General features: G+C 66.2%; 16 protein-coding genes. 4 read left to right on the plus strand and 12 right to left on the minus strand.

Translation table 11 applies throughout. The annotated features are described in order from the left end of the window. Positions 1–185 precede the first annotated feature (185 nt). On the plus strand, positions 186–593 hold the full coding sequence (locus tag CAP_RS06960) for a PilZ domain-containing protein (protein ID WP_044237616.1): 408 nt from the start codon (positions 186–188) through the stop codon (positions 591–593). 122 nt (positions 594–715) lie between these two features. Here the strand turns inward: CAP_RS06960 and CAP_RS06965 are convergent, their stop codons facing one another. The 6 genes from CAP_RS06965 to pilB form a co-directional block, all read right to left on the minus strand. Then, a complete protein-coding gene (locus CAP_RS06965; RefSeq protein ID WP_044237618.1) occupies positions 716–2,491 on the minus strand; it encodes a tetratricopeptide repeat protein in 1,776 nt (591 codons plus the stop codon). 92 nt (positions 2,492–2,583) lie between these two features. Beyond that, on the minus strand, positions 2,584–3,732 hold the full coding sequence (locus tag CAP_RS06970; RefSeq protein WP_044237620.1) for an OmpA family protein: 1,149 nt from the start codon (positions 3,730–3,732) through the stop codon (positions 2,584–2,586). Further along, a complete protein-coding gene (locus CAP_RS06975; protein WP_231511186.1) occupies positions 3,729–4,013 on the minus strand; it encodes a DUF4398 domain-containing protein in 285 nt (94 codons plus the stop codon). Before CAP_RS06975 ends, CAP_RS06970 begins: the two co-directional genes overlap by 4 nt. A 347-nt stretch (positions 4,014–4,360) precedes the next feature. After that, positions 4,361–5,041, minus strand: a complete 681-nt coding sequence (lexA, locus tag CAP_RS06980) for a transcriptional repressor LexA (RefSeq protein WP_044237625.1) — start codon at positions 5,039–5,041, stop codon at positions 4,361–4,363. 165 nt (positions 5,042–5,206) lie between these two features. Next, on the minus strand, positions 5,207–6,349 hold the full coding sequence (locus tag CAP_RS06985) for a type IV pilus twitching motility protein PilT (protein ID WP_044237901.1): 1,143 nt from the start codon (positions 6,347–6,349) through the stop codon (positions 5,207–5,209). A 29-nt stretch (positions 6,350–6,378) separates the two neighbouring features. Then, positions 6,379–8,076 carry a type IV-A pilus assembly ATPase PilB gene (gene pilB / locus CAP_RS06990; protein WP_044237627.1) on the minus strand — a complete coding sequence of 566 codons (1,698 nt, stop codon included), beginning with the start codon at positions 8,074–8,076 and terminating at the stop codon, positions 6,379–6,381. A gap of 98 nt (positions 8,077–8,174) precedes the next feature. On the opposite strand from pilB, the gene CAP_RS43890 reads away from it, so the two are divergent. Continuing rightward, the gene (locus CAP_RS43890) at positions 8,175–9,389 is read left to right on the plus strand and encodes an FHA domain-containing protein (RefSeq protein ID WP_052374374.1); all 1,215 of its coding nucleotides are present in this window, start codon (positions 8,175–8,177) and stop codon (positions 9,387–9,389) included. Between the two features lie 308 nt (positions 9,390–9,697). Further along, complete coding sequence (locus CAP_RS49965) at positions 9,698–10,762, plus strand: serine/threonine-protein kinase (protein WP_156040560.1); 1,065 nt, start codon at positions 9,698–9,700, stop codon at positions 10,760–10,762. 1 nt (position 10,763) lies between these two features. Here CAP_RS49965 and CAP_RS07010 read toward each other — a convergent pair whose 3' ends face one another. Then, positions 10,764–11,072 carry a hypothetical protein gene (locus CAP_RS07010; RefSeq protein WP_044237636.1) on the minus strand — a complete coding sequence of 103 codons (309 nt, stop codon included), beginning with the start codon at positions 11,070–11,072 and terminating at the stop codon, positions 10,764–10,766. 263 nt (positions 11,073–11,335) lie between these two features. Between CAP_RS07010 and CAP_RS43895 the strand changes: the two genes are divergently transcribed. Next, complete coding sequence (locus CAP_RS43895) at positions 11,336–14,680, plus strand: hypothetical protein (protein WP_052374376.1); 3,345 nt, start codon at positions 11,336–11,338, stop codon at positions 14,678–14,680. Between the two features lie 52 nt (positions 14,681–14,732). Here the strand turns inward: CAP_RS43895 and CAP_RS07020 are convergent, their stop codons facing one another. From CAP_RS07020 to CAP_RS07040, 5 genes are all read right to left on the minus strand, one after another. Then, positions 14,733–16,928 (minus strand): M3 family metallopeptidase, encoded by a 2,196-nt coding sequence (locus CAP_RS07020; RefSeq protein ID WP_044237639.1) that lies wholly within the window; start codon positions 16,926–16,928, stop codon positions 14,733–14,735. A gap of 55 nt (positions 16,929–16,983) precedes the next feature. Further along, positions 16,984–18,477, minus strand: a complete 1,494-nt coding sequence (locus CAP_RS07025) for a PPC domain-containing protein (protein ID WP_044237642.1) — start codon at positions 18,475–18,477, stop codon at positions 16,984–16,986. A gap of 363 nt (positions 18,478–18,840) precedes the next feature. After that, entirely contained in the window at positions 18,841–20,472 is a 1,632-nt protein-coding gene (pruA, locus tag CAP_RS07030; RefSeq protein WP_044237910.1) for an L-glutamate gamma-semialdehyde dehydrogenase, read from the minus strand. A gap of 66 nt (positions 20,473–20,538) precedes the next feature. Continuing rightward, entirely contained in the window at positions 20,539–21,825 is a 1,287-nt protein-coding gene (locus CAP_RS07035) for a bifunctional metallophosphatase/5'-nucleotidase (protein ID WP_052374377.1), read from the minus strand. A 315-nt stretch (positions 21,826–22,140) separates the two neighbouring features. After that, positions 22,141–23,544, minus strand: a complete 1,404-nt coding sequence (locus CAP_RS07040) for an amidohydrolase family protein (protein WP_052374379.1) — start codon at positions 23,542–23,544, stop codon at positions 22,141–22,143. Between the last annotated feature and the right edge of the window lie 108 nt (positions 23,545–23,652).

Genomic DNA, 23,652 nt, shown 5'->3' on the forward strand with positions numbered 1-23,652 from the left:
AGTCCGCATGTTAGCCATGGATCGTCCCGAGGCCCAAAGGCTAACGAGCGTCATCTGCGAATACTGTCCAGGTGAGCGGGGGGGAACCCCTCAGCCAGGCCTCGGGCCGCTACCCGTTCTGCTGGTCACCCCGACCGACCTGCCGCTCCCCCATGGTATGGTCCGACCCTGGAGGCTCCGGTTCGATGGCCGCTCGAGACCACTTTCGTGCCCACCCTCGGCGCCGTGTCGAGATGGTTGCGATGCTTCGGGACCGGCAAACTGCCGACGAGCAGCCGGTCGTCGTGCGTGACCTGGGACTGGGTGGTGCTTGTGTGGAACTCGATGAGCCGCGGCCGTCCTACGAGCCAACCATGGCGCCTGGATGGTCTGGTGCCGGGCAGAGCCTGGGGGCTGTGCTGGAGCCCGAGGCAGCGGTGACCATCGAGCTCACCGCGCCAACGCTCTGGGATCCGCTGCCGCTGCGCGGCCGGGTGGCCTGGGTCCGTCGCGCTTCGTGGCGTACGAGGGTCGGTGTGCGCTTCGACCATCACGATGCGGCCACGCTGTTCGCGCTTTACGAGCTGCTTGGATCGTTTGCCTTCGAGGTGTAAGCGCGAACGGCCCTCAGGGTCATCCCCTCTGGGACCTCGTGCTGTGCTGCGGGGGTTGGGGACCTTCGAAGTCCATGCTGCCGACGCCGGCAGCGGGCTTCGGATGCTCCCGAAGACGGACTCTAGAAGGCGAAGACTGGACCGAGCTGCGGCGCGATGACGACGCCAAAGGTCGGGACCATGAACATGAACTTGAGCTCTGCAGCGACCCCGATGTTGTCCGTGATCCCGTAGATCGCGCCACCACCGAGGCCGATGAAGTTCAAGCCCGTGATCTGGTAGGCGTTCAGGTCGCGTACGGCACGGGTGCCAGCAGGGCAGGTTCCCTCGCCACCGCCGCCCACGAGCTGCCCCTCCGTGTCGCGGTAGTCGCAGACGCTGACATTCACGGACGCATTCACCTGCGCGAGCCCGCCGCCCACGAAGGCAAACGGAATGAACTTGCGTTTTGCGAGGGTACCGTCGCCGAACATGGCGCCGATGCGGAGTTCCGCATGGAGGGGCAAGTACGGATTGGCCTGTGCGTGGGGGTTCTGCCCCGGCGCATCCTCCGTTCCACCTTCCCATGCCCGGGGCGCGACCTCCGAACCCGGAGAGCCGCCAAATGCGTAGCCCACCCGCAGACCTGCCGTCAGTGCAACCTTCGGGGTGATCTGCAGAAGGTGACGATCGTACGAGAGCAGTGCCCTCACTCCTGCGACGCCGAGGCCACCCTGGATCCCGTTCGTGCCCGCAACATCTGCAGGTTGGCCGTAAAACTGCGCGTCATTGTTGGAGTAGAAGCAGACGTACGAAGGGTCGTCGCCTGAGCAGACTCCCTGTTCCTTGCCGCTGATGAGCAGGAGGTCGAGCTGCCCCCACACACCGATCAGGTTCTTTTTGCCCGTCGATTTCTTCTCGGTGGGCGTCTCGGTCCCCTCTTCGCAGGTGCCGTTGAGGCAGATCAGGCCCGAGGAGCACTCCTGGGTCTCCTCGCAGCTCGACCCCCACGACTTGTCGCCTCGGCTGCCGCCATCGCCCTTGCCGCTCGGGCAGCCAGGTAGCCCAGGAGGGCAGTCTTCCTTGGCCGCGCACTTCTGGGGAGGCTTCCTGCCGGGAAGCGAGGGCGCTTCGTCGATCTCGTTCTTGATCGACACTTTGTAGGGGACCTTGAGCGAGCCCGCAGTGCCGACCGGATCCCCGGCGTCATCCTTGGCGATGATGTAGTAACGCAGGTCCCCGGTGGTGGTGACGTCTTCGCAAGGGATCTCGACACCCCAGCCGTCGCCAACCTGCTGCATCTCGGCGGACTTCCACTTCTTCGAGCCGAACGGCTTGTAGCGGATGCCAACCTTCGTCGCGCCGACCTCCTCGGGGATCTCGATGTACACCGGGACCGGCGTGTTGATGGCCTGCTCGGCGATGGGGGTGTGCGAGATGTCCCCCTCCGGCTTCTTCGCGGCAGTGGGGTCGTCTCCGCCGTCACCTTCGGGTGTTGCCGGTTTGGGAGCGCCGCTACCGGCCTCTTTCTGAGCGTCCTTGTACGCCTTGGCGAGTTCGGGCGTCGTGAGCGCATCGATGAGCGCTGCCTTGGGATCTGCCTTCAACGCAGCGACGAACTCGGTCTTCGCCTCATCGAGCTTGCCCGCCCCGCCGTACACGGTCCCCAGGGCGATGTGCAGCTTGCCCAGCACCTTCTCCGTGCAGCCATCCTTGCCGCACTTCTTGAGCGCGTCCTTGAGCTTCTTCTCGGCCTTGTCGAATTCGACGGCGAGGTAGTCCTCATCCATCGCCTGGTCGTGAAGCTTCATCGCCTCTGCGTCCTTCTCCCCGGCTGCATCGGCGATGGCCGGCAGTCCAAGCAGGGTCAGGGAGGCGATGGCGATGGCGATGCGCGCACGAGATGAACGAAAGAGCACGGGTCGAGACCTCTAGCAGGGGGCAGGGGAACGAGCGAGATACGCGGCCTCTTCGGCCGGAGGGGGCGGTGGCCCGGGCAACGGAGGAGCGGCTAAGGCGAACCCTCCGTGCGGACGAACTGGACGCGACGGTTCAAGGCGCGGTTCTGGTCCGTCGTATTCGGCACAATCGGCTTCTCCATGCCGTAGCCCTTCGACGTCAACCGAGTCGCATCGATCCCCTTCGCGACGAGATACTTCTTCACCGAGGCAGCGCGCCGATCGGAGAGCGACTTGTTGTAGGCAGGGGCGCCCTTGTTGTCGGTGTGACCCTGGATCTCCAGCTTGATCTTCGGGTTCTGCTGGAGGACCTCGACCACCGCGTCCAGGATCAGGAAGCTCTCCGAGCGGATCTTGTCCTTGTCGAACTCGAAGTGGATCTGCTGGGTGATCTTGATCTCCTTATCCGTGACGATCACCAGGCTCGGCTTCTTGGGGCAGCCGGGCTTGTCACCCCCCTGAACGCCAGGCTCGTTGGGGCACTGATCCTCGATGTCGACGACCTTGTCTTGATCGTTGTCTGGCTCGGGGCAGCCGTCGGTGTCTTCGTAACCGTCCGGATCCTCCGGATCGTTGATGCAGATCCGGCCTGTCGCGTCCTTGTCGTTGGTGTCGAGGATCCCGTCGAGGTCGTTGTCGATGTCAGGGCAGCCATCCTCGTCGAGGTAGCCATCCTTGTCCTCCGGGTTGAGGACACAGGAGTCCTTGGAGTCCGGGATGCCGTCGCCATCCGTGTCGGGATCATCCGGGCAGCCGTCGTGATCCTCGAAGCCGTTGTAGTTCTCGGGCTCGCACCTGCACTGCTCCGTCTCCTCGGGATCGAGCAGGCCGTCGCCGTCGCAGTCCCCGGGCTTCGGCGGCGGCGGTGCTTCTTCCTCGATGAAGCCGCGCTCGGCGCATTTGGTGGGAGGTGACAGATCATACGCGGCATGCGCGTTGGACTTGGCGATGCTCAGGTGATCGTTCGCCCGTGCAAAGAAGCCCTGATCCAGCTCGATCTCTGCGAACGAGAGGTGAGACTTGGCCATGGCCAGCTCGCGCGGCGCGCAACGCAGGGCCCCGTTGCGCTGCGCTTGTTCCGCGATCTTTGCGAGCCCTTCGATCTCCCCGCGCATCTTCGGGACCTGCGAGCATCCCGCTGCGGCCGCGAGGATGACCAGAGAGAGCTTCGCGACGTGCACGCCCTTGTTTCGCCGGCTCATCGGCCTGCGCCCTCGTGTGCCTGCTTGGACAGGGTGATCGCCTTGTCGGCGTACTCCGAAGCAACGTCGGCGAGGTCGATCGCGTCACCATAATCGGCGACGGCGGCTTCTTCCTTGGCCTTCCACAGGTGCTCGCGCGCGTAGTAAAACTCGTAGGGCGCGTACTTCTCTGCGCCGAGCGCCTGCGCCGTTTCGAGTCGACTCTCGGCCGAGCTCGCCGTGAACGCGTAGATGGTCCCGCCGCAGCCGCTGGAGAGCATTGCTGCGAGCGCTACGCTCACCACCAACCAAGTCCTGAACTGCCGCCCGTGCGTCTTCACGATCGCGTTCTTTCTGGAGCGGACCCCTGGGACCGACCTACAACGACGCCAGGGACGCTACCAACTGCCACGTTCGGCCGTCAACGGGCTGAAGGGGACAACAGCAGTGGATAGATTTTGGAGGCAGAACGCGCGAAGGAGCGCCCCCTCGTGCTCCCCGTGGTTGAAGCCGAGCTGGGGCCTTCTCCAGCGGAAAAGCTCGCGGTCGCCGGGGGACCTTCGCCATCAACCCGCAGCCGGTTCCTGTTCAGTTCCTGCTTGAGGAGGCCTTCTGTGGCCTCTCCTGGGGGAGGGAAGGCGCTGGCGGCTCAGAGGCGCCTGTAGACGCCGACGACCAGCCCAAGAAGCATCGTGGGCCTGAAGTCACTTGAGCGTACCAGGATCGGGGCCATGGACGCGTTCGCCGGCTGGAACCGGATGTAGTCTTTCTCCGGGAAGTAGTACTTCACGGTGGCCTCGTCGCCGATGAGCGCGACCACGATGTCGCCGCGCTGGGCCGTCGATTGCTTGCGCACGAAAATGTAGTCGCCGCTGAAGATGCCGGCTTCGATCATCGAGTCGCCTGTCACCCGGAGGCCGAACACCTCGCGGCCGCCCCGGATGAGCATCTTGTCGATACGAACGGTATCGAGGATGTGCTCCTCGGCCAGAAGCGGCAGCCCGGCTGCAATTCGACCGACCACGGGGATCTCGATGATCTCACCCTCCTGGTCGTTCGCTGGAAGGCCCTCCAGCGCCGTCTCACCTTCGAGCATCTCGCCCCGCATGCTCGACGGCATGTCTCGCGGCTTGAGCGCCCGAGACTTCATGTCCTCGCGCGTCAGATAGCCTTTCCTCTCGAGCGCGCGCAGATGGTCGTTTACTCCGTTGGTCGAGCGGATGCCCATGTGCGCGCCGATCTCTCGTAGCGTGGGCGGATAACCGCGCTCCGAGATCGACTGCCGGATGTAATGAAGAACCTGCTGCTGCCGATCGGTGAGCCCTTGCATCGACTGCAAACCCTACTGAACAGTTGGGTAGATGTCAAAAAAGTGTGGGCTGCCTGAGATCTACATCGGGATCGTACGCTCCAAGACGGCTCTCCCCGGCCGGTCCAGGACGACGCATGGCGGCATCGCTGCCTTGAACGGCAGGGAACTTGGCAGCAGAGGGAATCAGGACACCTTGCCAGCGGAAGAACGGCCCGGGGTGGAGTTCTTGGGCTGGTCGATCATCGTGCGCAGCTCATCGGGATCAGCGGACGCAGAGAGCGCGTCCTCCAGGGAGATGATCCGGCGCTGGAACAGGGCTGCGAGTGACTGGTTCATGGTCTGCATCCCGCTCCCAGCCTGACCCACCTGCATCTGCGAATACACCTGGTGCAGCTTGTCTTCGCGGATCAGGTTCCGGATCGCTGCATTGGGAATCATCACCTCCATGGTCATCACGCGCCCCGGTCCGCTTGCGCGAGGCAGGAGGAGCTGGGTCATGACCGCCACCAGGGTGAAGGATAGCTGCTGCCTCACCTGGGACTGTTGATGGGGTGGGAAGACGTCGATGATGCGGTTGATCGAAGAGATCGCGGAGTTCGTGTGCAGCGTTCCGAACACCAGGTGGCCTGTTTCGGCGATGGTCAGCGCTGCCTCGATGGTCTCCAGATCGCGCATCTCTCCGATGAGCACCACATCCGGGTCCTGACGCAGCGCGTGGCGCAACGCTTCCTTGTAGGAGATCGTATCGGAGCCGAGCTCGCGCTGGTTGACGATCGAGAGTTTGTGCGGATGCAGGTACTCGATCGGATCCTCGATGGTGAGGATGTGCAGCCGCTGCTCTGCGTTGATCTTGTCGATGACGCTCGCGAGGGTGGTCGTTTTTCCGCTACCCGTCGGACCGGTCACCAGCACCAATCCTCGTGGTCTCGAGGCGATGTCGAGCACGACGGCCGGAAGACCGAGATCCTCGAAGCTCAGGATCTTGAACGGAATCTGTCGAAATGCCCCGGCGACCGCGCCTCGTTGCACGAACAGGTTGGCGCGGAAACGGGCGAGCCCCTTCATTCCGAAGGAGAGATCGAGCTCGTTTTTCTGCTCGAAGATCCCCCGCTGCTCATCACTCAGGACCGAGTAGCAGAGCTGCTTCGTTTCGGGCGGGGTGAGCGGGGGCAGCTTGAGAGGAACGATCGCGCCGTCGATGCGCAAGAGCGGTGGCGTACCGCTCGTGATGTGCATGTCGCTCGCGCCCTTGTCGACCATGGCACGCAGGAGCTGCTGGAGCGTGTAACGCAACCCGTCCGGCGACGGCTGCGCCGTGGTGGTCATCGACGTAGCGCTGGGATCGTTGCTCATCGTCAGTCACCCATGGTGACGCGGCCGACCTCTTCGGTGGTGGTCACTCCCGCGAGGATCTTCTCGATGCCGCTCATGCGCAGGGTGAGCATCCCGCTCTTGATCGCGCCGGCCTTGAGCTCTGCGGTAGAGGCGCCCTGCAGGACCATCTCCTTCAGGTGGTCGCTGAAGCGCATCACTTCGTAGAGTGCGACGCGGCCGCGGTAGCCGCTCCCGTTGCAGTTCTTGCAACCGGTGCCCTTCATGAGCTGCGCACGCGCCACCTGCTCCTCGGTGAACCCGAAGTCCAGGAGCACTCCTGCGTCGACCTTGAAGGGGGCCTTGCATTCACCACAGATACGACGCGCCAGGCGCTGGGCCAGCACCAGGTTGACGCTGGCCGTGATGAGGAAGGGCTCGACGCCCATGTTGAGCAAGCGCGAGATCGTCGCCGGGGCGTCGTTCGTGTGCAGCGTGGAGAGCACGAGGTGTCCGGTGAGGGCGGCCTTCACGGCAATCTCGGCCGTCTCGAAGTCGCGGATCTCGCCGACCATGATGATGTCCGGGTCTTGTCGGAGGAAGGAGCGCAGGCTCATTGCAAAGTTGAGCCCGATCTCGTCGTGCATCTGCACCTGGTTGATGCCCGGCAGGTTGTACTCGACCGGGTCTTCGGCGGTGCTGATGTTCACGCCGACCTTGTTCAAATCGCTGAGCGCGGAGTACAGGGTGGTCGTCTTGCCGCTGCCGGTGGGACCGGTGACGAGCACCATCCCCCAGGGCTGTCCGATCGCCCACAGGAAGTCCGCGAGCGGCTTCGGATCGAAGCCGAGCTTGGCCATGTCGAGCTGGAGGTTCGACTTGTCTAGGAGCCGCATGACGATCTTTTCGCCCCAGATCGTCGGCAGGACGGAGACACGGAAATCCATCTCCCGGCCCTTGCCCATCTTGAGCTTGATGCGGCCGTCCTGGGGGAGCCTGCGCTCCGCGATGTCGAGCGAGCTCATGATCTTGAGGCGGCTCGCGATCGCCGCCTTCAGCTTCATCGGCGGCTGCATCTCCTCCATGAGCACGCCGTCCACGCGATAGCGCACCCGGAGCGCCTTCTCGTAAGGCTCGATGTGGATGTCGCTTGCGCCTTTCTTGATCGCGTTGAGGAGGATGGCGTTGACGAGGCGCACCACCGGTGCCCCCTCGGCGGCCCGTTCGAGTTCGAGGATGTTCTCCTCGTCCTGCTCGACCGCGTAGCCGACCTCCTCTTCCTCGAACTCGCTGAGCACCTCTTGGTACGAGGAGCCGACATTGTAGGAGCGCTCGATGGCCTCGGTGATCCCCTGCTCGGAGGCGACCACGGGCTCGACGTTGAAGCCCGTGAGGAACTTGATGTCGTCGATTGCGTGCAGGTTCGTCGGATCGGCCATGGCCACGACCAGCGACGAGCCGCTCTTGGAGATGGGGATGATCTTGTGCTTCTCGCACACCTCCCTCGATACCAGCTTGGTCACTTCCGGATCGATCTCGTACTCGGCGAGGTCGACGGCGGGGACGCGGTACTGTGCCGAGAGGAAGTTCGTGATCTCCCCGTCGGAGATGTAACCGAGCTTGGCGAGGGCATAGCCAAGGTTCTTCCCGGATTTTCGCTGCTCGTCCTGAGCCTGACGGAGTTGCTGGAGGCTGATGAGTTTCTCGCGGACGAGAAGCTCTCCGAGTCGGTTAGTAGACATCGATTCTCCGGATCCTGCGGGCACCCCTCGGGGGAGTCAACGAGGAGTCTCGCTCTGCGTTGGGAAACGCGACGGTTCGGGGGTAGGATCCATCGTACGTGGGACTCTTCGAGCGGTTCGGCTGGGGCCGAGGCGACGGGCGGCGCAAGGCCGAGGCGAAAGAGTTGGCCGGAGATCTGGCGGCCGCTGTGGATCTCTACATCGACGCGGAGCTACACGACGAGGCGGCGCGGGTGCTCCTGCTTCGTGCCGACGCGGAGCAGGCGCCCGAGCGACGCCTTGCCTTTTGCGCGGCCGCTGCGCGCACCGCCACGAGCCCCGACATGGTGAAGGGCGCGCTGCGCCGCAAGGCTTTGATGACCTTCGACCTGCTCGTGGGGCGCGGGGTGTCTGCGATGCGGAGCGAGGTGCTCGCCGTCGCGCAGGAGCTTGAACATTCCGGCGAACCCGAGCGTGCAGCGGACGCCTATGCAATGGCCGGGGACCAGGAGTCCGAGGCCCGCGCGCTCGCCGCGGCCGGCGCCATCGAGAAGCTCGAAGAGCGGCTGAGGGTGTCGCTGACCGAGGCGCGTTCGGTCCGCGAGCGCGCCGAGGTGCTCTCACGCATCAGCGACCTGGATCGTGTGGCCGAGCGGCGCACGGCGCTGGCAGAAGCGGAGCGGTGGCTCGCCGCTCATGTGGACGAGCGCGTCGCGGACGCTGCCCGTGCCATCCGAGCCCGGCTGCTTCGCGGGCCCATCGTCGATCTGGAGGTGCAGGGGACGACACGACGCTATGCCCTGGGAGACGAGGTGACCCTCGGTCGAGGCGATGCGACCATTGTCATCGCCTCTCGAGCGATCAGCAGGATACACGCGCGCCTGCGTCGCGGGCCCGAGGGCGCGATCGAGATCGAGGATCTGGGCACCCGCAACGGCACCACCATCGCTGGCGCCCGCCTCTCGGGCCCCCTGCGCATTGGCGGGGAGGTGCAGGTGCTGCTTGGAGGAGAGGTTCCGTGCAGGCTCACCCCACTCCAGGAGGGAGGTTGCGAGGTGGAGCTCGCAGGCACACGTGTGGTGGCGCCCCTGCAAGATCTTGCGGTGGGGCCGTGGCGGCTGCGCTGCGAGCGTGTCGGGCCTCTGTGCCTCGTCGTGCTCACGACCCCGCCCGGGGCCGACCGACCCTATCTCCAGGGTTACCAGCTCGCCGCAGCGGTGGAGCTCGGTACAGGGGATGCGATCGCCAGCGCAAGGGGCGGTGAGGTGGTTTTTCGTGTCCCCGGCGGAGCGTCGCCCACGGGCGTCGAGGCCGGGCAGGACCGTTTCCCGTGAGCGTGTGGAGTCGCATCCGTCAGCTCTTCGGAGAGACCCCTGCAGATACCTGCGAGAGGGAGCAGGAGCTGCCTCCATCCGAAAGTGCGGAGGGAGCGACGACGACTGCGGCAGCTCGACGCGCCGATCCGAACGCGAAATCGTCATCTCCAGGCGTGCTCACGTCTTCCACCTCGCCTGTCAGCGGATCACCCCCGGTCGATGACATCCTCCGGCTTCGTCAGAGCGGCACGGGTGGGGGACCCTCGGTCGAAGATTCGATCGCAATCCTGAGGCGACTGCGCGGCACGCTCCGGGAGACGGAGGCCGTGGCAGCGGTGCTGGGCGCCATCGCCGAACATCCCATTGCCGATCCTGTTCGCGTGGCCTGCGCCGACATTCTCGCAGCCCGCGGCGATGAAGCTGGTGCACTGCAGCTCCTTGAGGGAGGGGATGGGCCTGCGCGCGCGACACCCGTCACCTCCACGCCTGGTCTGATCCTCGTCGCGGATCTCCTCGCGACCCAGGGACAGCTCCCGCGTGCGCTTGGCACCATCGAACGGGTGCTGGCGCGAGAGATTGATGCCCCGGGAGCGCTGGAGCGGCATCAGCGCTGGCGAGCGGCTCTCGGCACGCCGCGACCTTCTGCGGGCAGACTGGACGAGGCGACCCTCCTCGCACCCACTGCCCGGAGCGGCCCATTCAAGGTCATGCGCGAGGTGGCGCGCGGTGGGGCAGGTGTCGTGTACGAGGCCGAGGACGAGCTGCTCGGTCGGAAGCTCGCCTTCAAGGTCTATCACGCCCGCACGACCGAACGTGGACACCTGGACCGTGAGGCTCGCCTCGCTGCAGCGCTCTGGGGTCCAGGTATCGTGAGGATGCTGGATGCGGATCCGGCAGAGGGATGGATCGCGCTGGAGTGGGTCGCCCGGGGCTCGATCCGCGACGTGCTGCGAGGCGGCGACGCGACCCTGCTCTTCCCGATCGAACGGTGGGCGCGGCCGCTCGCGCAGGCGCTCGCACGCGTACATGCGCATGGGTACGTACACGCCGACGTCAAGCCAGCCAACGTCCTGCTCCGACAGCCCTCTGAGCCGCTGCTCGGCGACTTCGGCATCGCTCGTCCGCGTGGCGCTCCCTATGACGGTGGCAGCCCTGGGTACATGTCACCCGAGCGCCTGGCTGGCCGTGCCAGTGATCCGCGTGATGACGTCTACGGCTACGCCCGTGTCATCGAGGACGTGGTGGTGCGGTGCGAAACGCTCATCGCGGGCGGAGCCTCCTTCGCCTCGCACAACGAGCTTGAAGTCTGGCGCACGCTCTCTTCTCGCTGCCTCGGTCCAGATCCTGAGCGCCCTGCCGATGGCGCGGCACTGCTGGAAGCCCTGCCCTGACCTACTCTTCGCCCTCACAGGCGGTCACACAGGCGGTATAGTTGTTGTCCGCCGGTTCCGGCAGGTAGCGGAAGAAGTCGTAGATGTCCTGGCAGCGCGCCTCGATGGTGCACTCGGCCGCGCACTCAATCTCGCCGCTACATTCCGGCTCGCTGCCCTGGTAACTATTGCTGTCGCCCCCGAGACACTCGTCGATCCGAGCTGATGCTTCCTCGCAGGTATCACCGCACCCGACCAGCGCCGCGGCGAGGCCGAGGAGCAGCGCGCCCAGGGCTCTGTATCTGGGGCTCGTCCCGGGTCCACGGAGCATCGATCGTCGCGAAGGGCAGGGGGCATGACCATCGTGAGCGTAGGCACCAGCGGCCTTTGAAGCCGGGGTACGCAACACTGGCATGGCCTTCATGCCCGCTGCGGGCGACGCGTTTCTGCGGTCCAAAGCCGGCACTTCGTAATCCGAGCAGCGCCGACCCGTCAAGGGCGTCGGCATGAGCTGCTCTGGACACCCCGCTCTCCACACGAGCCTGATAGATTGCTGCCGACCATGACGATCTGTCCGCACCAGGGGGCCGCCTGATGCGCCTCGCGCTCGTCGCCACGCCAGCGTTGCTCTCCGATCAGAGAGCTGCTCCTGGGGCTCTCGACGGCGACTTGATCCGCGCCCGTCTGCCGCTTGAGGACACGGGCTTTCGGACCATTGACCTGGATCCCAGCCGTGATCTCGCCGAGCAGCTCGACCAGCTCCTCGCTGAGCACACCGCGCGCGGAGCGCCACCCGGGGACGACAGCACCCCCGCCGCGATCCTGTTCTACGCTTCGACCGTCGTCGCCCTCTCCACGGAGGGGGAGCTATTTCTCTGCGTCGATCCGGCGAACCCGGGCGTCGGTGATGCTCTGGCGGACATCGCTGCCGTCTTCGGTGCGCATGCCTGCGGGCGGGTGCTGTTCCTGATCGAGTGTCATCATCCTGCGTCTCCGGAAGACCCCTTTGCGTCCGCCACGGTCGTTGCTGCTGCCAAGCAGGCTGTGAGTGGACAGCACCCCGACATCTCACTCCTCGTCGCCGCTCACCCCATCGACACGGCCCATGCCGACATGCCTTCGGCGTTTACCCGCGCTTTCGTCGAGGAACTCGACAACGGCGATCTGGACCTTGGCCTCACCGCCGGCGCCGTCTACGCGCGCATCCAGGAGAGCGAACGCTTGACCGGCGTCGTCCCCTGCTCTGCATGGGCGAGAGGCCAGGGGGCCTTCCCACTCTTCGCCTCGGGTCCAGGCCTGGAAGCGCTGGACGAGGACGAAGCCGTCCGTGATGCTGCGCGCTCTAGCCTGGTGGAGATCGCCATCGCCACGGGGATGGACCTGGGATCCCAGCCCGCGCTTCCTGGGGAGCCCACGGAGGTCATCACCTCGGCCGAACACGATGGCGAACCGGCTTCACCGGAGGGTGCGCCCGAAGCGAACGCCGCCGGGGCGGATACACCACACGACGCAGACCTCAGCCCTCACGCCAGCGAGGCGTCGCCCAGCGCGCCAGAGACTGCTTCTTCGCGTGCGCCCGATCCGTCACGCATCTCGGTGTTGCTCGACGATGAGCCTGTCTCGAGCAAGGCCCTCGTCGCCTCGCCCACACCACCGCCTCGCGCGCCCGATCCGTCGCGCATCTCGGTGCTGCTCGACGACGAGCCCGTCTCGGTGACGGGCCCCTCCGTCTCTCCGACACCCAGCGCCCCTCCTCCCAAGCCCTCGTACAGCGCGCCTCCTGGACCCTCGTACAGCGCGCCTCCCCCCCGTGCTTCCTGGAGCGCTCGTCCTCCTGCAGCGTCCCGAAGCGTTCCGCCTCCCGCGCAGGGGGGGAGCAAGCCTCCTTCCTGGGCACAAGCGCTTCAGGCGTCGGGCGGAAGCGTGCCTCCTCCGGGCTGGAGTGCCCCTCCCGTCGCCTCGCCCTATGGCCCAGCGGAGCAGTACCTGAGTGAAGGCGAGCGCCTCATCGCGGAGGGGGATCTCGACGGCGCGCTCACCGAGTTCAAAAAAGCCCTCGCCGTACTCGGGCTCGGCCAGAAGCGTGAGCGTGCCGAGGTGCACGTGCGCATCGCCGAGGTCAGATGGCGCCAGGAGCGCCGGCGTGAAGCCATCGCTGCCTTCGAGAAAGCGCTCCAGATCATCCCCGAGTACCGGCCTGCCCTGGAGGCCTTGATCGTCCTCAATGTCGACGAGCGTGACCTCCGGGGCCTTCACGCGGCAGAGGAGCGATTCCTCGCGCACGTCACCGGTGAAGACGAGCGTTTCCAGCACATGATCCAGTTCGCCGAGCGCTGGCAGAGCCTGGCCGAAGATGCTGAGCGGGCACGCGTCTACTACGAACGAGCACGGGCCATCCGCCCGGACGACCTTCACGTGCTCCGGACGCTTCGGCGCTTCTACGAGACCGCGGGAGCCGTCGACGACGCCATCGCGACCCGCCGACGCATCGCGGAGGTCACCGAGGAGCCTTCGGAGAAAGCGCGCGAGTACTTCGATCTCGGCAAGTACCTGCTGGACGACCTCCGCGAAGAAGAGCGCGGCATCCGCATGCTCGAAGTGGCCCTGGAGAGCGATCCAAGCCTGCTCGAACCCCTGGCGTTGATCGCCAAGATCTTCGCCGATCGCCAGGAGTGGGGCCAGCTCGAGCTGGCTTACCGGCAGATGCTCGGCCGCGTTGTACGCATCCCCTCGGCCTCGGTGCGCCGCGAAGTGCGCTGGGAGCTGAGCCGCCGCCTCGGCTTGCTCTTCCGTGATCACCTCGAAGACCCGGTCTCGGCGCTCAGCGCCTTCGAGAGTGCCCTGGAAGCCAGGCCCGACGACATGCCTACCCTCCTCACCGCCGTGGACATCGCCCGCTCCGCCGGCCGCCTCGACCGCGCCGCCGCGCACCTCGCCTCAGCCGTCGTCCTGGAGCCGGCGGACGCCAGCCTGTACCACCAGCTCTTCGAGCTTTACCAGAAGCTCCGGCGACCGGATCAGGCATGGGCTGCCGCGAGCGTGACCACCGACCTCGGGGAGACCGAGGCGCGCGAGCGCTTCGTCTTCGAGGAGCACCGCCCTGACGGCATTCCTCGCTTCTCACGCACGCTCCGGGCCACGTCCTGGGAGCACCTCTTTCCCGCGGATCGTGAGCGTGCGGTGGACGCCGTGCTCTCGGCCATCACGGATGCCGCCATCGAAGCGCGCCTCGCACAGCGCACCCAGAGCGGCACCCTTCCCCAGCTCGATCCGCGCACCCGCCAGGATCCTCAGCAGAGCACGGTCAGCGTCGTGCGCAGCTTCGCCTGGGCGAGCCATCTGCTCGGCATCTCCGCGCCCGCCGTCTACCTGCGCGAAGACGCTCAGCTCAACCTGGCGGCTGTCATCGCGGATCATCCCGCCGTCATCGCTGGCGCGGGCGTCCTCCGTGGTCGCAGCATGCCCGATCTCGCCTTCCTGATCGGCAGCCACCTCACCTACCACGTCGGCGCTCACCGGCTCCTGCTCTCGTATCCCACGATCGACGAACTCGCTGGCTGTTTCCTCGCTGCCGTCAGCCTCGTTCGCCCCACGGTCCCCATCCCCCCCGCGCTGGAGGAAGCAGCGCGGACCCTCGCGACGGAACTCGACACGCGCGTCCAGGGGGCCGAGCGTGACCGACTCCAGGCCGCGGTCCTCGCCTTCGAAGAGGCCGGAGCGCGCGCCGACCTCGCCCACTGGGCAGGCGCCGTCGAGCGCTGCGCAGCGCGCACTGGCTATCTGCTCTCCGGTGATCTCGCCGTCGCCGTACGTCTCATCCGTGCCGAGAGCACAGGCCTCCTCGCCCCGGAGGAGACCATCGGCGATCTCTATGCGTTCACCGTCTCCGACGCCTTCCACGCGCTGCGTACCGAGCTGGGAATCGCCATCCAGCCCTGACGCACCCCCTGAAGCGCGCGGAGCGGTCAGGGCGTCCGGTTTGCGCTGGCGCTCAGTCCTTGCCTTGCAGGTAGCCGATGTATGCGTCGGGGCTCGGCTCTCTCCCCAGGAATCGACGCACCATCTCCTGCTCGTCCGTGCCGCCACCCCGTGACAGCACCTCGTCACGCCACGAACGCGCAGTCGTCGGGTTCAGCAATCCTTCCTTGCGGAAGCGGGTCAGCACATCGCGGGACAGGCTGAGCGCCCACTGGTAGCCGTAGTACCCGGCGTCATAGCCGATGAGGTGCCCGAAGCTCGACTGGAAGTGGGTCCCCTTCACGTACTCGAACGAGTCGGTCGATCGCTGCACCTCCTCGACCACCTTCGTCGAGTCCCCCACCGGATCACGGCTATGCAGCTCCTGGTCCAGGAGCGCGAGGAAGAGCTGCCGCTGTGTTCCCAGGGCACGTCCGAAGCTGCGCGCCCGGGTCATGGCCTGGAACATGTCCTCCGGGATCTTTGCGCCGGTCTGGTGATGCCGCGCGAACAGGTCGAGCACCTCGCGCGACCATGCCCACTCCTCGAACATCTGGCTCGGTGCTTCCACGAAGTCTCGCACGGCTGCCGTCCCCGAGAAGGCCGCGAGCTCCGACCTGGTGAGCATGTCGTGCAGCACATGGCCGAACTCGTGGAAGAACGTCACGACATCCTCGTGCGACATCAGCGCGGGTGCCGCGGCAGCCTCGCCCTTCGCGGGGGGCACCGGCTTCGGGAAGTTGCACTCCAGGGCTGCAATCGGGGTCTGCCATCTCCCGTCGTCCAGCCGCTTCGCCGTTCTCATCGTGAACATCGCAGCGTGCTTGTACTTGTCGGGACGTGAATACAGATCCAGGTAGAACTTCCCGATGACCTCCCCGCTCTTGGCATCGAGCACCTCGTACGCTTCCACGTCCGCGTGCCAGGCCTTCGCGGGCACCTGCTGATACGTGAGCCCGTACATCCGCGAGGTGATGTCCAGGAGGCCCTTCTTCACGGCGCCGATCTCCAGGTAGGCAGACAGGGCCTGAGAGTCGAACGAGTACTTCTCCTTGCGGACCTGATCTTCGAGGTAATACCGCTCCGACGGTGCGAGCTTGTCCGTCTTCTTTCCCCCGAGCTTCACGTGCTTCTTCATCAGCTCCGCCATCTCGGCCGTCGCGGGCTCCTTGAGGGCGGCGCGCACCTTCTCCAGGAACTCGCGCACAGCACCGCTCGTCTTGGCCATGCGAGGCTCGATGGCGTAGTCCGCCCAGCTCTTGTACCCGAGCAGCTTCGCCTTCTCGGCGCGCAGCGCGAGGAGCTTCTCCAGGAGCTTGACGTTCGCGTCGCCTCCCTTGTTCGTGAACAGCTTCCACAGCTCGAGCGCGCTCTTTCGATCCTTCGAATAGGTCACGAAGGGGAAGAAGTCAGGGTAATCGGTGGTGATCTCGACCTTCCCGTCAGAGCGCGGCGCGTGCTTCTCGACGTATTCCTTGGGAAGTCCTTCGAGTGATTTCGGCGCTACCTGGATGGATGCCGTTGCAGAGGCCAGGTTCGACATGAAATCTTGCCCGATACGGGTGATCTCCGCATTCAGCTCCCGGAGCCGTGCCTGCTTGTCGGCAGGGAGCTCCAGGCCATTGCGGCGGAAATCGCGCAGCACGTCGGAAAACAGGCGCGCCCGCTCACCCTCGAGCTTTTCACCCTTCTGTGCGTAGGCCTTGAGCACCTCCGCCACGCCACCGTCCAGCCACATCGCGGTGGTCAGCGTGTCCGTCTTGGGCTCGCACTTCTTGGCGGCCTCGCGCACGGAGGCTTCCGGATGCGCCACGCTCATCAGGTAGGGAAACTCGCCCCCGTTGTTGATCTCCAGGAGGGCGTCATCGAACTGGCCGACCGTGTTTGCCCACGTCAACGCTGCAGCCGGCTTCCCTTTGAGCGCCTTGATCGCGTTCAGGTGCTCCTGTGCCAGCGCGAGGTGGTCTTCGCAGAGCTTGGTGACGCCTTCCGCGGTCATGCCCACAGCGACAGGATCGTGTTCCGGCTTGCCCGCGGGGGTGGCTGTCGCCTTGTCGGTGGACGTGCTGGCGGCTTGCGGAACTTCGCTCTGGGGGGCCGGTGGGGTCACGGGCCCCTGTGCAGCGCCGGAACCGCACCCCGCCGCCATGAAGGCGACGGAAAGCAGCAGACGAGAGGGAGCGATGACGGAGGAAGGAACGAGGAGGGACAAGGCCCGACGGCGCCGCATGGGGCCGGCTATAGCACGCCCAGAGGACGACGCGCGTGGGCCTTGGTGGTGCCGATCAGGGGTCCTGCGCCACGGGGTTGAGGTAGACGGCGCAGCGGTAGAACCGGCTCAGCACGGCGGCATCGCCGGCGCTCCCCGCGGAGACATGGAGGAGCAGCTTGTTGAGCTGGACCGTGGCGGGAATGCTGGCCGAGTCGATCTGCACCGCCTCGGCTTCGGTCTCGGTCTGCTTGTGGTTCGCGCTCAGGCTGGAGCCATTGCCATTCAGCACCTCGACGGTGAGCTGACGAACTCCGGAGCCCAGCCGCTGGGCGCCGCAAACCACACTGACCGTCCAGTCCGCGGGATTGTCGAGGATGACCTGGGGGAGGGTCAGGGAGAAGTAATCCTGGTCCTGTGGATTCCCATCCGCGAGCTGACCATCGACGAAGGTTTCGAGAGCGCCGTTGTCTTCTTCCAGAGTGAGTTCCTCTGGCGTCACCGGCCCATTGTTCCCGTCCTCGTCGGTCTCCAGGGTATTCGAGTCGTGGCGGATGTGATTGATGAAGTAGAAATCGTTCAACCCCGCGGCGGTGCCGGGATGCTTCACGTACAGGTAGTACTGCTCTCCGGCCGTGAGAGGGGGCGACAGCTCACCACCGAGCGCGCCATTGACGGATGCGACGACCCCGCCGCTGGAATCGACGAGGGTGAAGTCTCCCACGGGGGACGTCGAGCCGTTCCCCTGGATGCCGCCAGGGTGAATCTCGAAGGCGCCGACCAGTGCCTTCCCATCCTCCGCGGCGGGGTCGGCGGGGAGCATGAACGAGTACACGTCGACGTCGGTCATGTCCGCGAACGTGCCGTAGACCTGGGTGACGTAATAGGCAGTTCCGCTGGGCGCGAGGAGGTACTCCAGCGGGGTTGCCGTGGCTTCGTCTCCGTTCGGCTCCGTGTCCTGAACGATGCTCTCCTGACTCGGGTCGATCTCGCCCAGGGCCAGGGCATAGTCGAAGTTCTCGATGGCATCGACGGAAGAGCAGCCTCCGGAGAGGCCATTCAACTCGAGCCACTTGTTGCACTCCGTCACGCGGATGTAGTAATCGCCATCGGCGGGCAGAATGGTCTGGATCTCGCTGTCGTTGGAGTTCCGGAGCACCGGATCGTCATTTTCCGCGATCTGGTTCTGGTCCGCGTCGAACAGCGTGATCACCAGGTCAGGGTAGGCGATATTGAACTCGCCCCCATCCGGCTTCGCGTCGGTGAAGATGGCGAGGGCCTGCCCCTTCGTCCCTGTGAACCGATAGAAGTCCACATCGTCTTCAATGGGTTCGAGGGTCGCCTGGATGCCTTGTTCCCCGATGACGAGGTCTTCAGCCTCCTCGAAGCTGTTGTTCCCGTCTCCGGTGCTGCTACCGCCGCCACCACCCGTGTTGGACCCGGTGCTGCCGCCGGCGCCGCCGCTGCCACCGCTGCCGGGACCATCGTCGCTCCCGTCGCCATCGCAACCCGGAGCGGCTGCCGCGATCAGTCCTGCTGCCAGCAAACCCAAGAAGAACGTCGACTTCATGGAGCCTCCACTCACTTTCAAAATCTTCCCCGGGCGTGGAACCGCGGGGAAGCTCACCAAGGATGTTTCGGTAGGACTATCCCGGTCACCGGGAGGTATCAAGCGCAATGAGGTCGCTCCGGCCGCCGAAGCATGATCCGGACAACGGGAATTTGGGCTGTGAGCACGAGGGGTTGCGTCCACCCTGTCGACCTCGCCGACCCTGCAACGCACGCGCGCTCCCGCCCGATTGCCGCTTCGGTGTCCAATTCGATGATCCTCCGGTCAGGGAGAGCCCCATGGCTCGTGAGGGGAAAAGCCCGGTGCCGACATGGAGGATTCAGCTGCTGCGGAAGGATTCAGGAGCGCGCCCGGGCCGCGCCCTCATGCTTCCTGCATGAAGGAGTAGTCCACCACCCGCGGTGGATCGAAGGTCTCTTTCACCACCCGCGGAGATACCCAGCGGAGCAAGTTGAGCGCGCTGCCCGCCTTGTCATTGGTTCCGGATGCCCTCCCTCCGCCGAACGGTTGCTGCCCGACCACCGCGCCCGTGGGCTTGTCGTTGATGTACAGGTTGCCCGCGGCGAACCGCAGCGCACCCATCGCCTGCTCGATGAATCTCCGATCCTGCGCGAAAATTGCGCCGGTCAGACCATAAGGCGAGCCCTCATCGCATTGCTTCAGCGCCGCCTCCTCCTCGCCGTCTGGATAGACCCACACTGCCAGAACCGGTCCGAACAGCTCGTCCCGCATCAGCGCGTGGCGTGGCTCTTTCACCTCGATCAGCGTCGGCTTCACGAACCACCCAGCCTCACTCGGGGCCTCCCCTCCGGCCACGAGGGTGCTCGCGGCATCGGTCCTGGCCGCCTCGATCCGCGTCGACAGCCGCTTGTGCGCGCGCCCATCGATCACGGCGCCCATGAAGTTCCGGAAATCGGCCACGTCGCCCATGCGCAGCCCGTCCATCAGGCCGACCAGCCGATCCTTCAGCGCTGGCCAGAGCGACCGCGGCACGTACGCCCGGGAGGCTGCCGAGCACTTCTGCCCTTGGTACTCGTAGGCTCCTCGCACCAGCGCCACCGCGAGCGCTTCTACATCGGCGCTCCGGTGGGCGAACACGAAGTCTTTTCCGCCGGTCTCTCCCACGATGCGCGGGTAGGTCCTGTAGCGGCCCACGTTTTCCCCGATCCGCCGCCACAGGGTCTGGAACACCTCCGTGGAGCCGGTGAAGTGCAGCCCTGCCAGATCCTCGTGGTCGAGACAGGCGTTCGCCACCTCCTCCGGCGGCCCCATCACCAGGTTGATCACCCCGTCGGGCAGCCCCGCCTCCCGCAGGATGTTCATCACGAAGTGCGCCGACAGCAGCGCATTCGCTGACGGCTTCCACACCACCGTATTGCCCATCAGCGCCGGCGCCGTGGGCAGGTTGCCGGCGATGGCCGTGAAGTTGAACGGGGTCGACGCAAACACGAACCCTTCGAGCGGGCGCGGTTCCTGGACGTTCCACGTCCCGCGGCTGCTCCCCGGCTGCTCCGACGCGATCTGTCGGGCGTAATGCACGTTGAACCGCAGGAAATCGATGAACTCGCAGGCAGAATCGATCTCGGCCTGGTACGCCGTCTTGCTCTGTCCGAGCATCGTCGCCGCGTTCAGCGTCGGCCGCAGGCGGGTGCTCAGGATCTCGGCGGCCTTGAGGAACACGGCTGCGCGCGCGGTCCAGGGCAGCGACGCCCAGCCGCGGTGTGCCTTCCGAGCGGCCTCGATGGCGCGGCCCACGTGCTCGGTCCCGCCCTGGTGGGCGCGTGCCAGCAAGAGGTCATGCCGGTGTGGCGCTCTCACATCCTGCAGGTTCCCCGTGCGCACCTCCTCCCCGTCGATGACCATGGGAATGTCCAGGGTCGTGGCCGTGAGGCGCGCGATCTCCGCCTTGAGGGAGGCGCGTTCAGGCGTCCCGGGAGCGTAGGTGCGGATCGGCTCGTTCTCGGGGGGCGGCGGCGAGACAATGGCGTCGAGCATGGCGCGGAGCATAGATCACCCGCGCCAGCGACGCCTTCATGGTCCGCGCATCGGCGGCTCAGCGCTTCACTTGAGCTTCTTCTCGAGCGGCTCCTTCTGGGTCGTCTTCTGCTGCTGCAGCCACTCCGTCACGGGGGTCCGCCAGTCCATGCCCGTCTCGGTCGGCTCCGGATCCGCCTGCTGAAGCTTGAAGTCGTCGCCCCCGAAGTAGAGGTACTCCACCGTGGCCACCTTGTAAGTCGCGGCGAGGTCGAGCGGCTTGCCCCCGATCTTCCAGGTCTTGCCCTCCTTCGTCGCCCCGGAGACCACCGCCTCGGCGTTCTCCAGCGCGGTCTGGAGATCCGCCCCCTTCACATCGAGGAGCAGCACGCTGTTGTCGAACGGCATCATCGTGTAGACGCTCGCCTTGCTGATCGGCCCAGCAGGGAGCGCCTCCACGCCCTTCTTGTTGATGAGCGCCACGTCCACCTTGAGCTGCTCGCGCCAGGCTCGCGTGACGATCATCTTGCTCGCCGTCACCCCGTCCACGCCCTTCTCCGTGTGCCCGATCTCCTCACCGAGCACCCCGTCGAGCTTCTTCTTCCAGGTCCCCACGAGTTCTGCGAGCTTTGGCTCCGCGGGCCCATCGACCACGTCGACAGCCTTCGCCTCGACCCCGGTCACCCGCTCCTTCTGCGGCTTCGAGAGGTCAATGGTCAGCTCGGCGCGCGCATACTGCGACAGCCGCTTGTCCGGAGCGAGGAGCGTCGCCCCTGCCGCGCGGTCGTCGAAGGTCTTGTCGCAGTTTGCCCCGCCGACGAACGAGATCTTCCAGTCCGCGTGCTTCTCCAGCAAGGGCTTCAGCTTGTCCGGGCACTCGTGCGCGATCACCACCACCGCGTCCGCGCCCGCCTTCCACGTCGCCGGAACCACCGAGGCGAGCGTCTCCTCGATGGGCTTGAACTCCAGCCCGTAGAACCTGTCGGCCATGGCGCGGGCCTTCGTCCCCGGAGAGCTGAGCCCGATGATTCCGATCTTCGCCCCGCCCCGCTCCACGATCTGGAAGGGCTTCATCTCCAGGTTCTTCCACTCGGGGTTCTGCACTTCCACGTTCGCGCCGAGGTAGGTCACCTTCGCGGCTTCGCGGTTCTTGGCGAACTGCTCGCGCCCGAAGTCGAGATCCTTGTTCCCGAACGCCGTGGCGACGTACCCCATCGACCCCATGGCTTCCGCCATCGGCTCTCCCTGGAACAGGGTCGAGATGGGCGAACCCGAGAAGCTGTCACCACCGGACAGCACCAGCGTCTTCTCCTTGTCGCAAGGCTTGGCGATCCCCTGCGGCCCGGTGCAGTGCGCCTCTTTCGCGAGCCACATCCCGAGCAGCTCGGCCGCACCCCCCCCGCGATTTGCCGTCCTTCTTCTCCGGCAAGAGCCAGCCGTTCTCGTCGGCCGTGTAGAGCACCGTGACCTTCACGGGCGCGGCGGGCGCTGCGGCTGCGCTGCCCGAGGGACGCGCGCTCGTCGCACCGGTGGGTGTGGGGGCTGGCGGCTGCTCACAGCCTGCGCCCAGGCACGCAGCCATGGCGGTCGAGGCAACGAGGGCGTGAAAGCGAGGGCGGCTCGAACAGATCGGTGCGTTCACGGGGCGCAGTCTTCCGCAGGGACCGCCGCGGGGGCAAGGGGTTTAGCTCAGGGGGTGAACGACGTCACGGGCCCTGCCACCTGCCGGCCCCGGCGCCACACCGCGTGGATCCGGTCGGCGTTGCCGATGTCCTGCGTGGGATCGCCGTCGAGCACCACCAGGTCACCGAGCTTCCCTGGCGCGATCTCCCCCCGATCGTCGAGCTTCAGCAGCGCTGCTGCTTCGCGCGTGGCGATGGTGATCGCCTGCACTGGCGAGAGACCCGCTTGCACCATCAACCGCAGCTCCCTGTGCTCTGCGAATCCCGGGATGCGCAGCGGGTTTGCCCCCGAATCCGTCCCGAAGCCGATGTGCACCCCTGCATCGTGGAGCGCCTTCAGGTTCCGGAGGTTCATCTCCAGGCTCTTCTTCGCGGCAGCCACGGCTGGCTCGGCCAGCTTCCTGGCCCGCCACGCCGGATCGTCGAGCTGTGCCTTCAAGCCAGGCTGCACCGCGTGCTGGAAGAAGGGCTCTGCCATCCAAGAAGGCCGCTCGGCGTAGAGAAATGTCGCCTCGTCGAGCTCCAGCGTCGGCACGTACCATGTGCCCCGCTGCTTCATCACCTCGATGAACGCCGCATCGACCGGCACGTCCCGCACCCCGTGCGCGATGATGTCGACCCCCCCTTCGGCCAGCGCCTTCGCGTCCGCGAGGTAATAGATGTGCGCCGCCACCCGTAGACCCTGCTGGTGCGCCTCCTCGATGACCGCCCTCCAGATGGCCGGATCCATCTTCCCCGGCATGCTGTGGTTGAAATCGTCGATCCAGACCTTCACCAGGTCCGTGCCCCGCGCCTTCTGCTCACGCACCACCTGCCGCGCCTTCTCCGGCGTCTCTGGCCGATCGACCTGGCCGGCCCCTGCCTTGAGCATCGCCTGGGGCGGCGCCCCGTCCGGCATCCCCACCCCGTGGTCGGCGCCGAGGAGGTCTGCTCCCTCGACCTTTCCGGCGCGCATCTCCGCGCGCAGTGGGTAGAACACCTCCGCGACGTTCACCCCGAGCGAGGTCACGGTCGTCACCCCGTAGGCCTGGTACTGCTGGAGCTGCCGCAGCACGTTGGCGCGCGTGTAGTGCGCGGCCCCCTGTTCGGCCCCGCTCGTCTGACCCACGTGGGCATGGTCTGCCACGAGGCCTGGCATCACGGTCTTCCCCCGCAGATCGATCACCTTCTCCCGCGCGAACGAGGGCAGCGCATCCATGGGGCCGACCGCGACCACCCGCTCTCCCCGCAGGACGATGGTCGCAGGGTCCACCGGCGCGCCGCCGCGCCCATCGACGAGGCGCGCCCCCCGCAGCACGGTGATCGTCTCTGCCTGGGCTGCGGCTGGCGCGGCTGGCGCGGTGCCGCACAGGACACCGCACAGCACGCCGAGGGTCACCCACGTTGACGCGACGGATCCGGGCGCCTTCATGGCCAGACTCTTCGACCCCGCAGCCGCTCTGTCAACCGCGCATGAGCCACCGCGCATCGAGCCACTGCGCATCGAGCCACCGCGCACCGCTCGCCCGCGCCTCGCCCG

It is taken from the genome of Chondromyces apiculatus DSM 436, assembly GCF_000601485.1.
Taxonomy (GTDB): Bacteria; Myxococcota_A; Polyangia; order Polyangiales; family Polyangiaceae; genus Chondromyces; species Chondromyces apiculatus.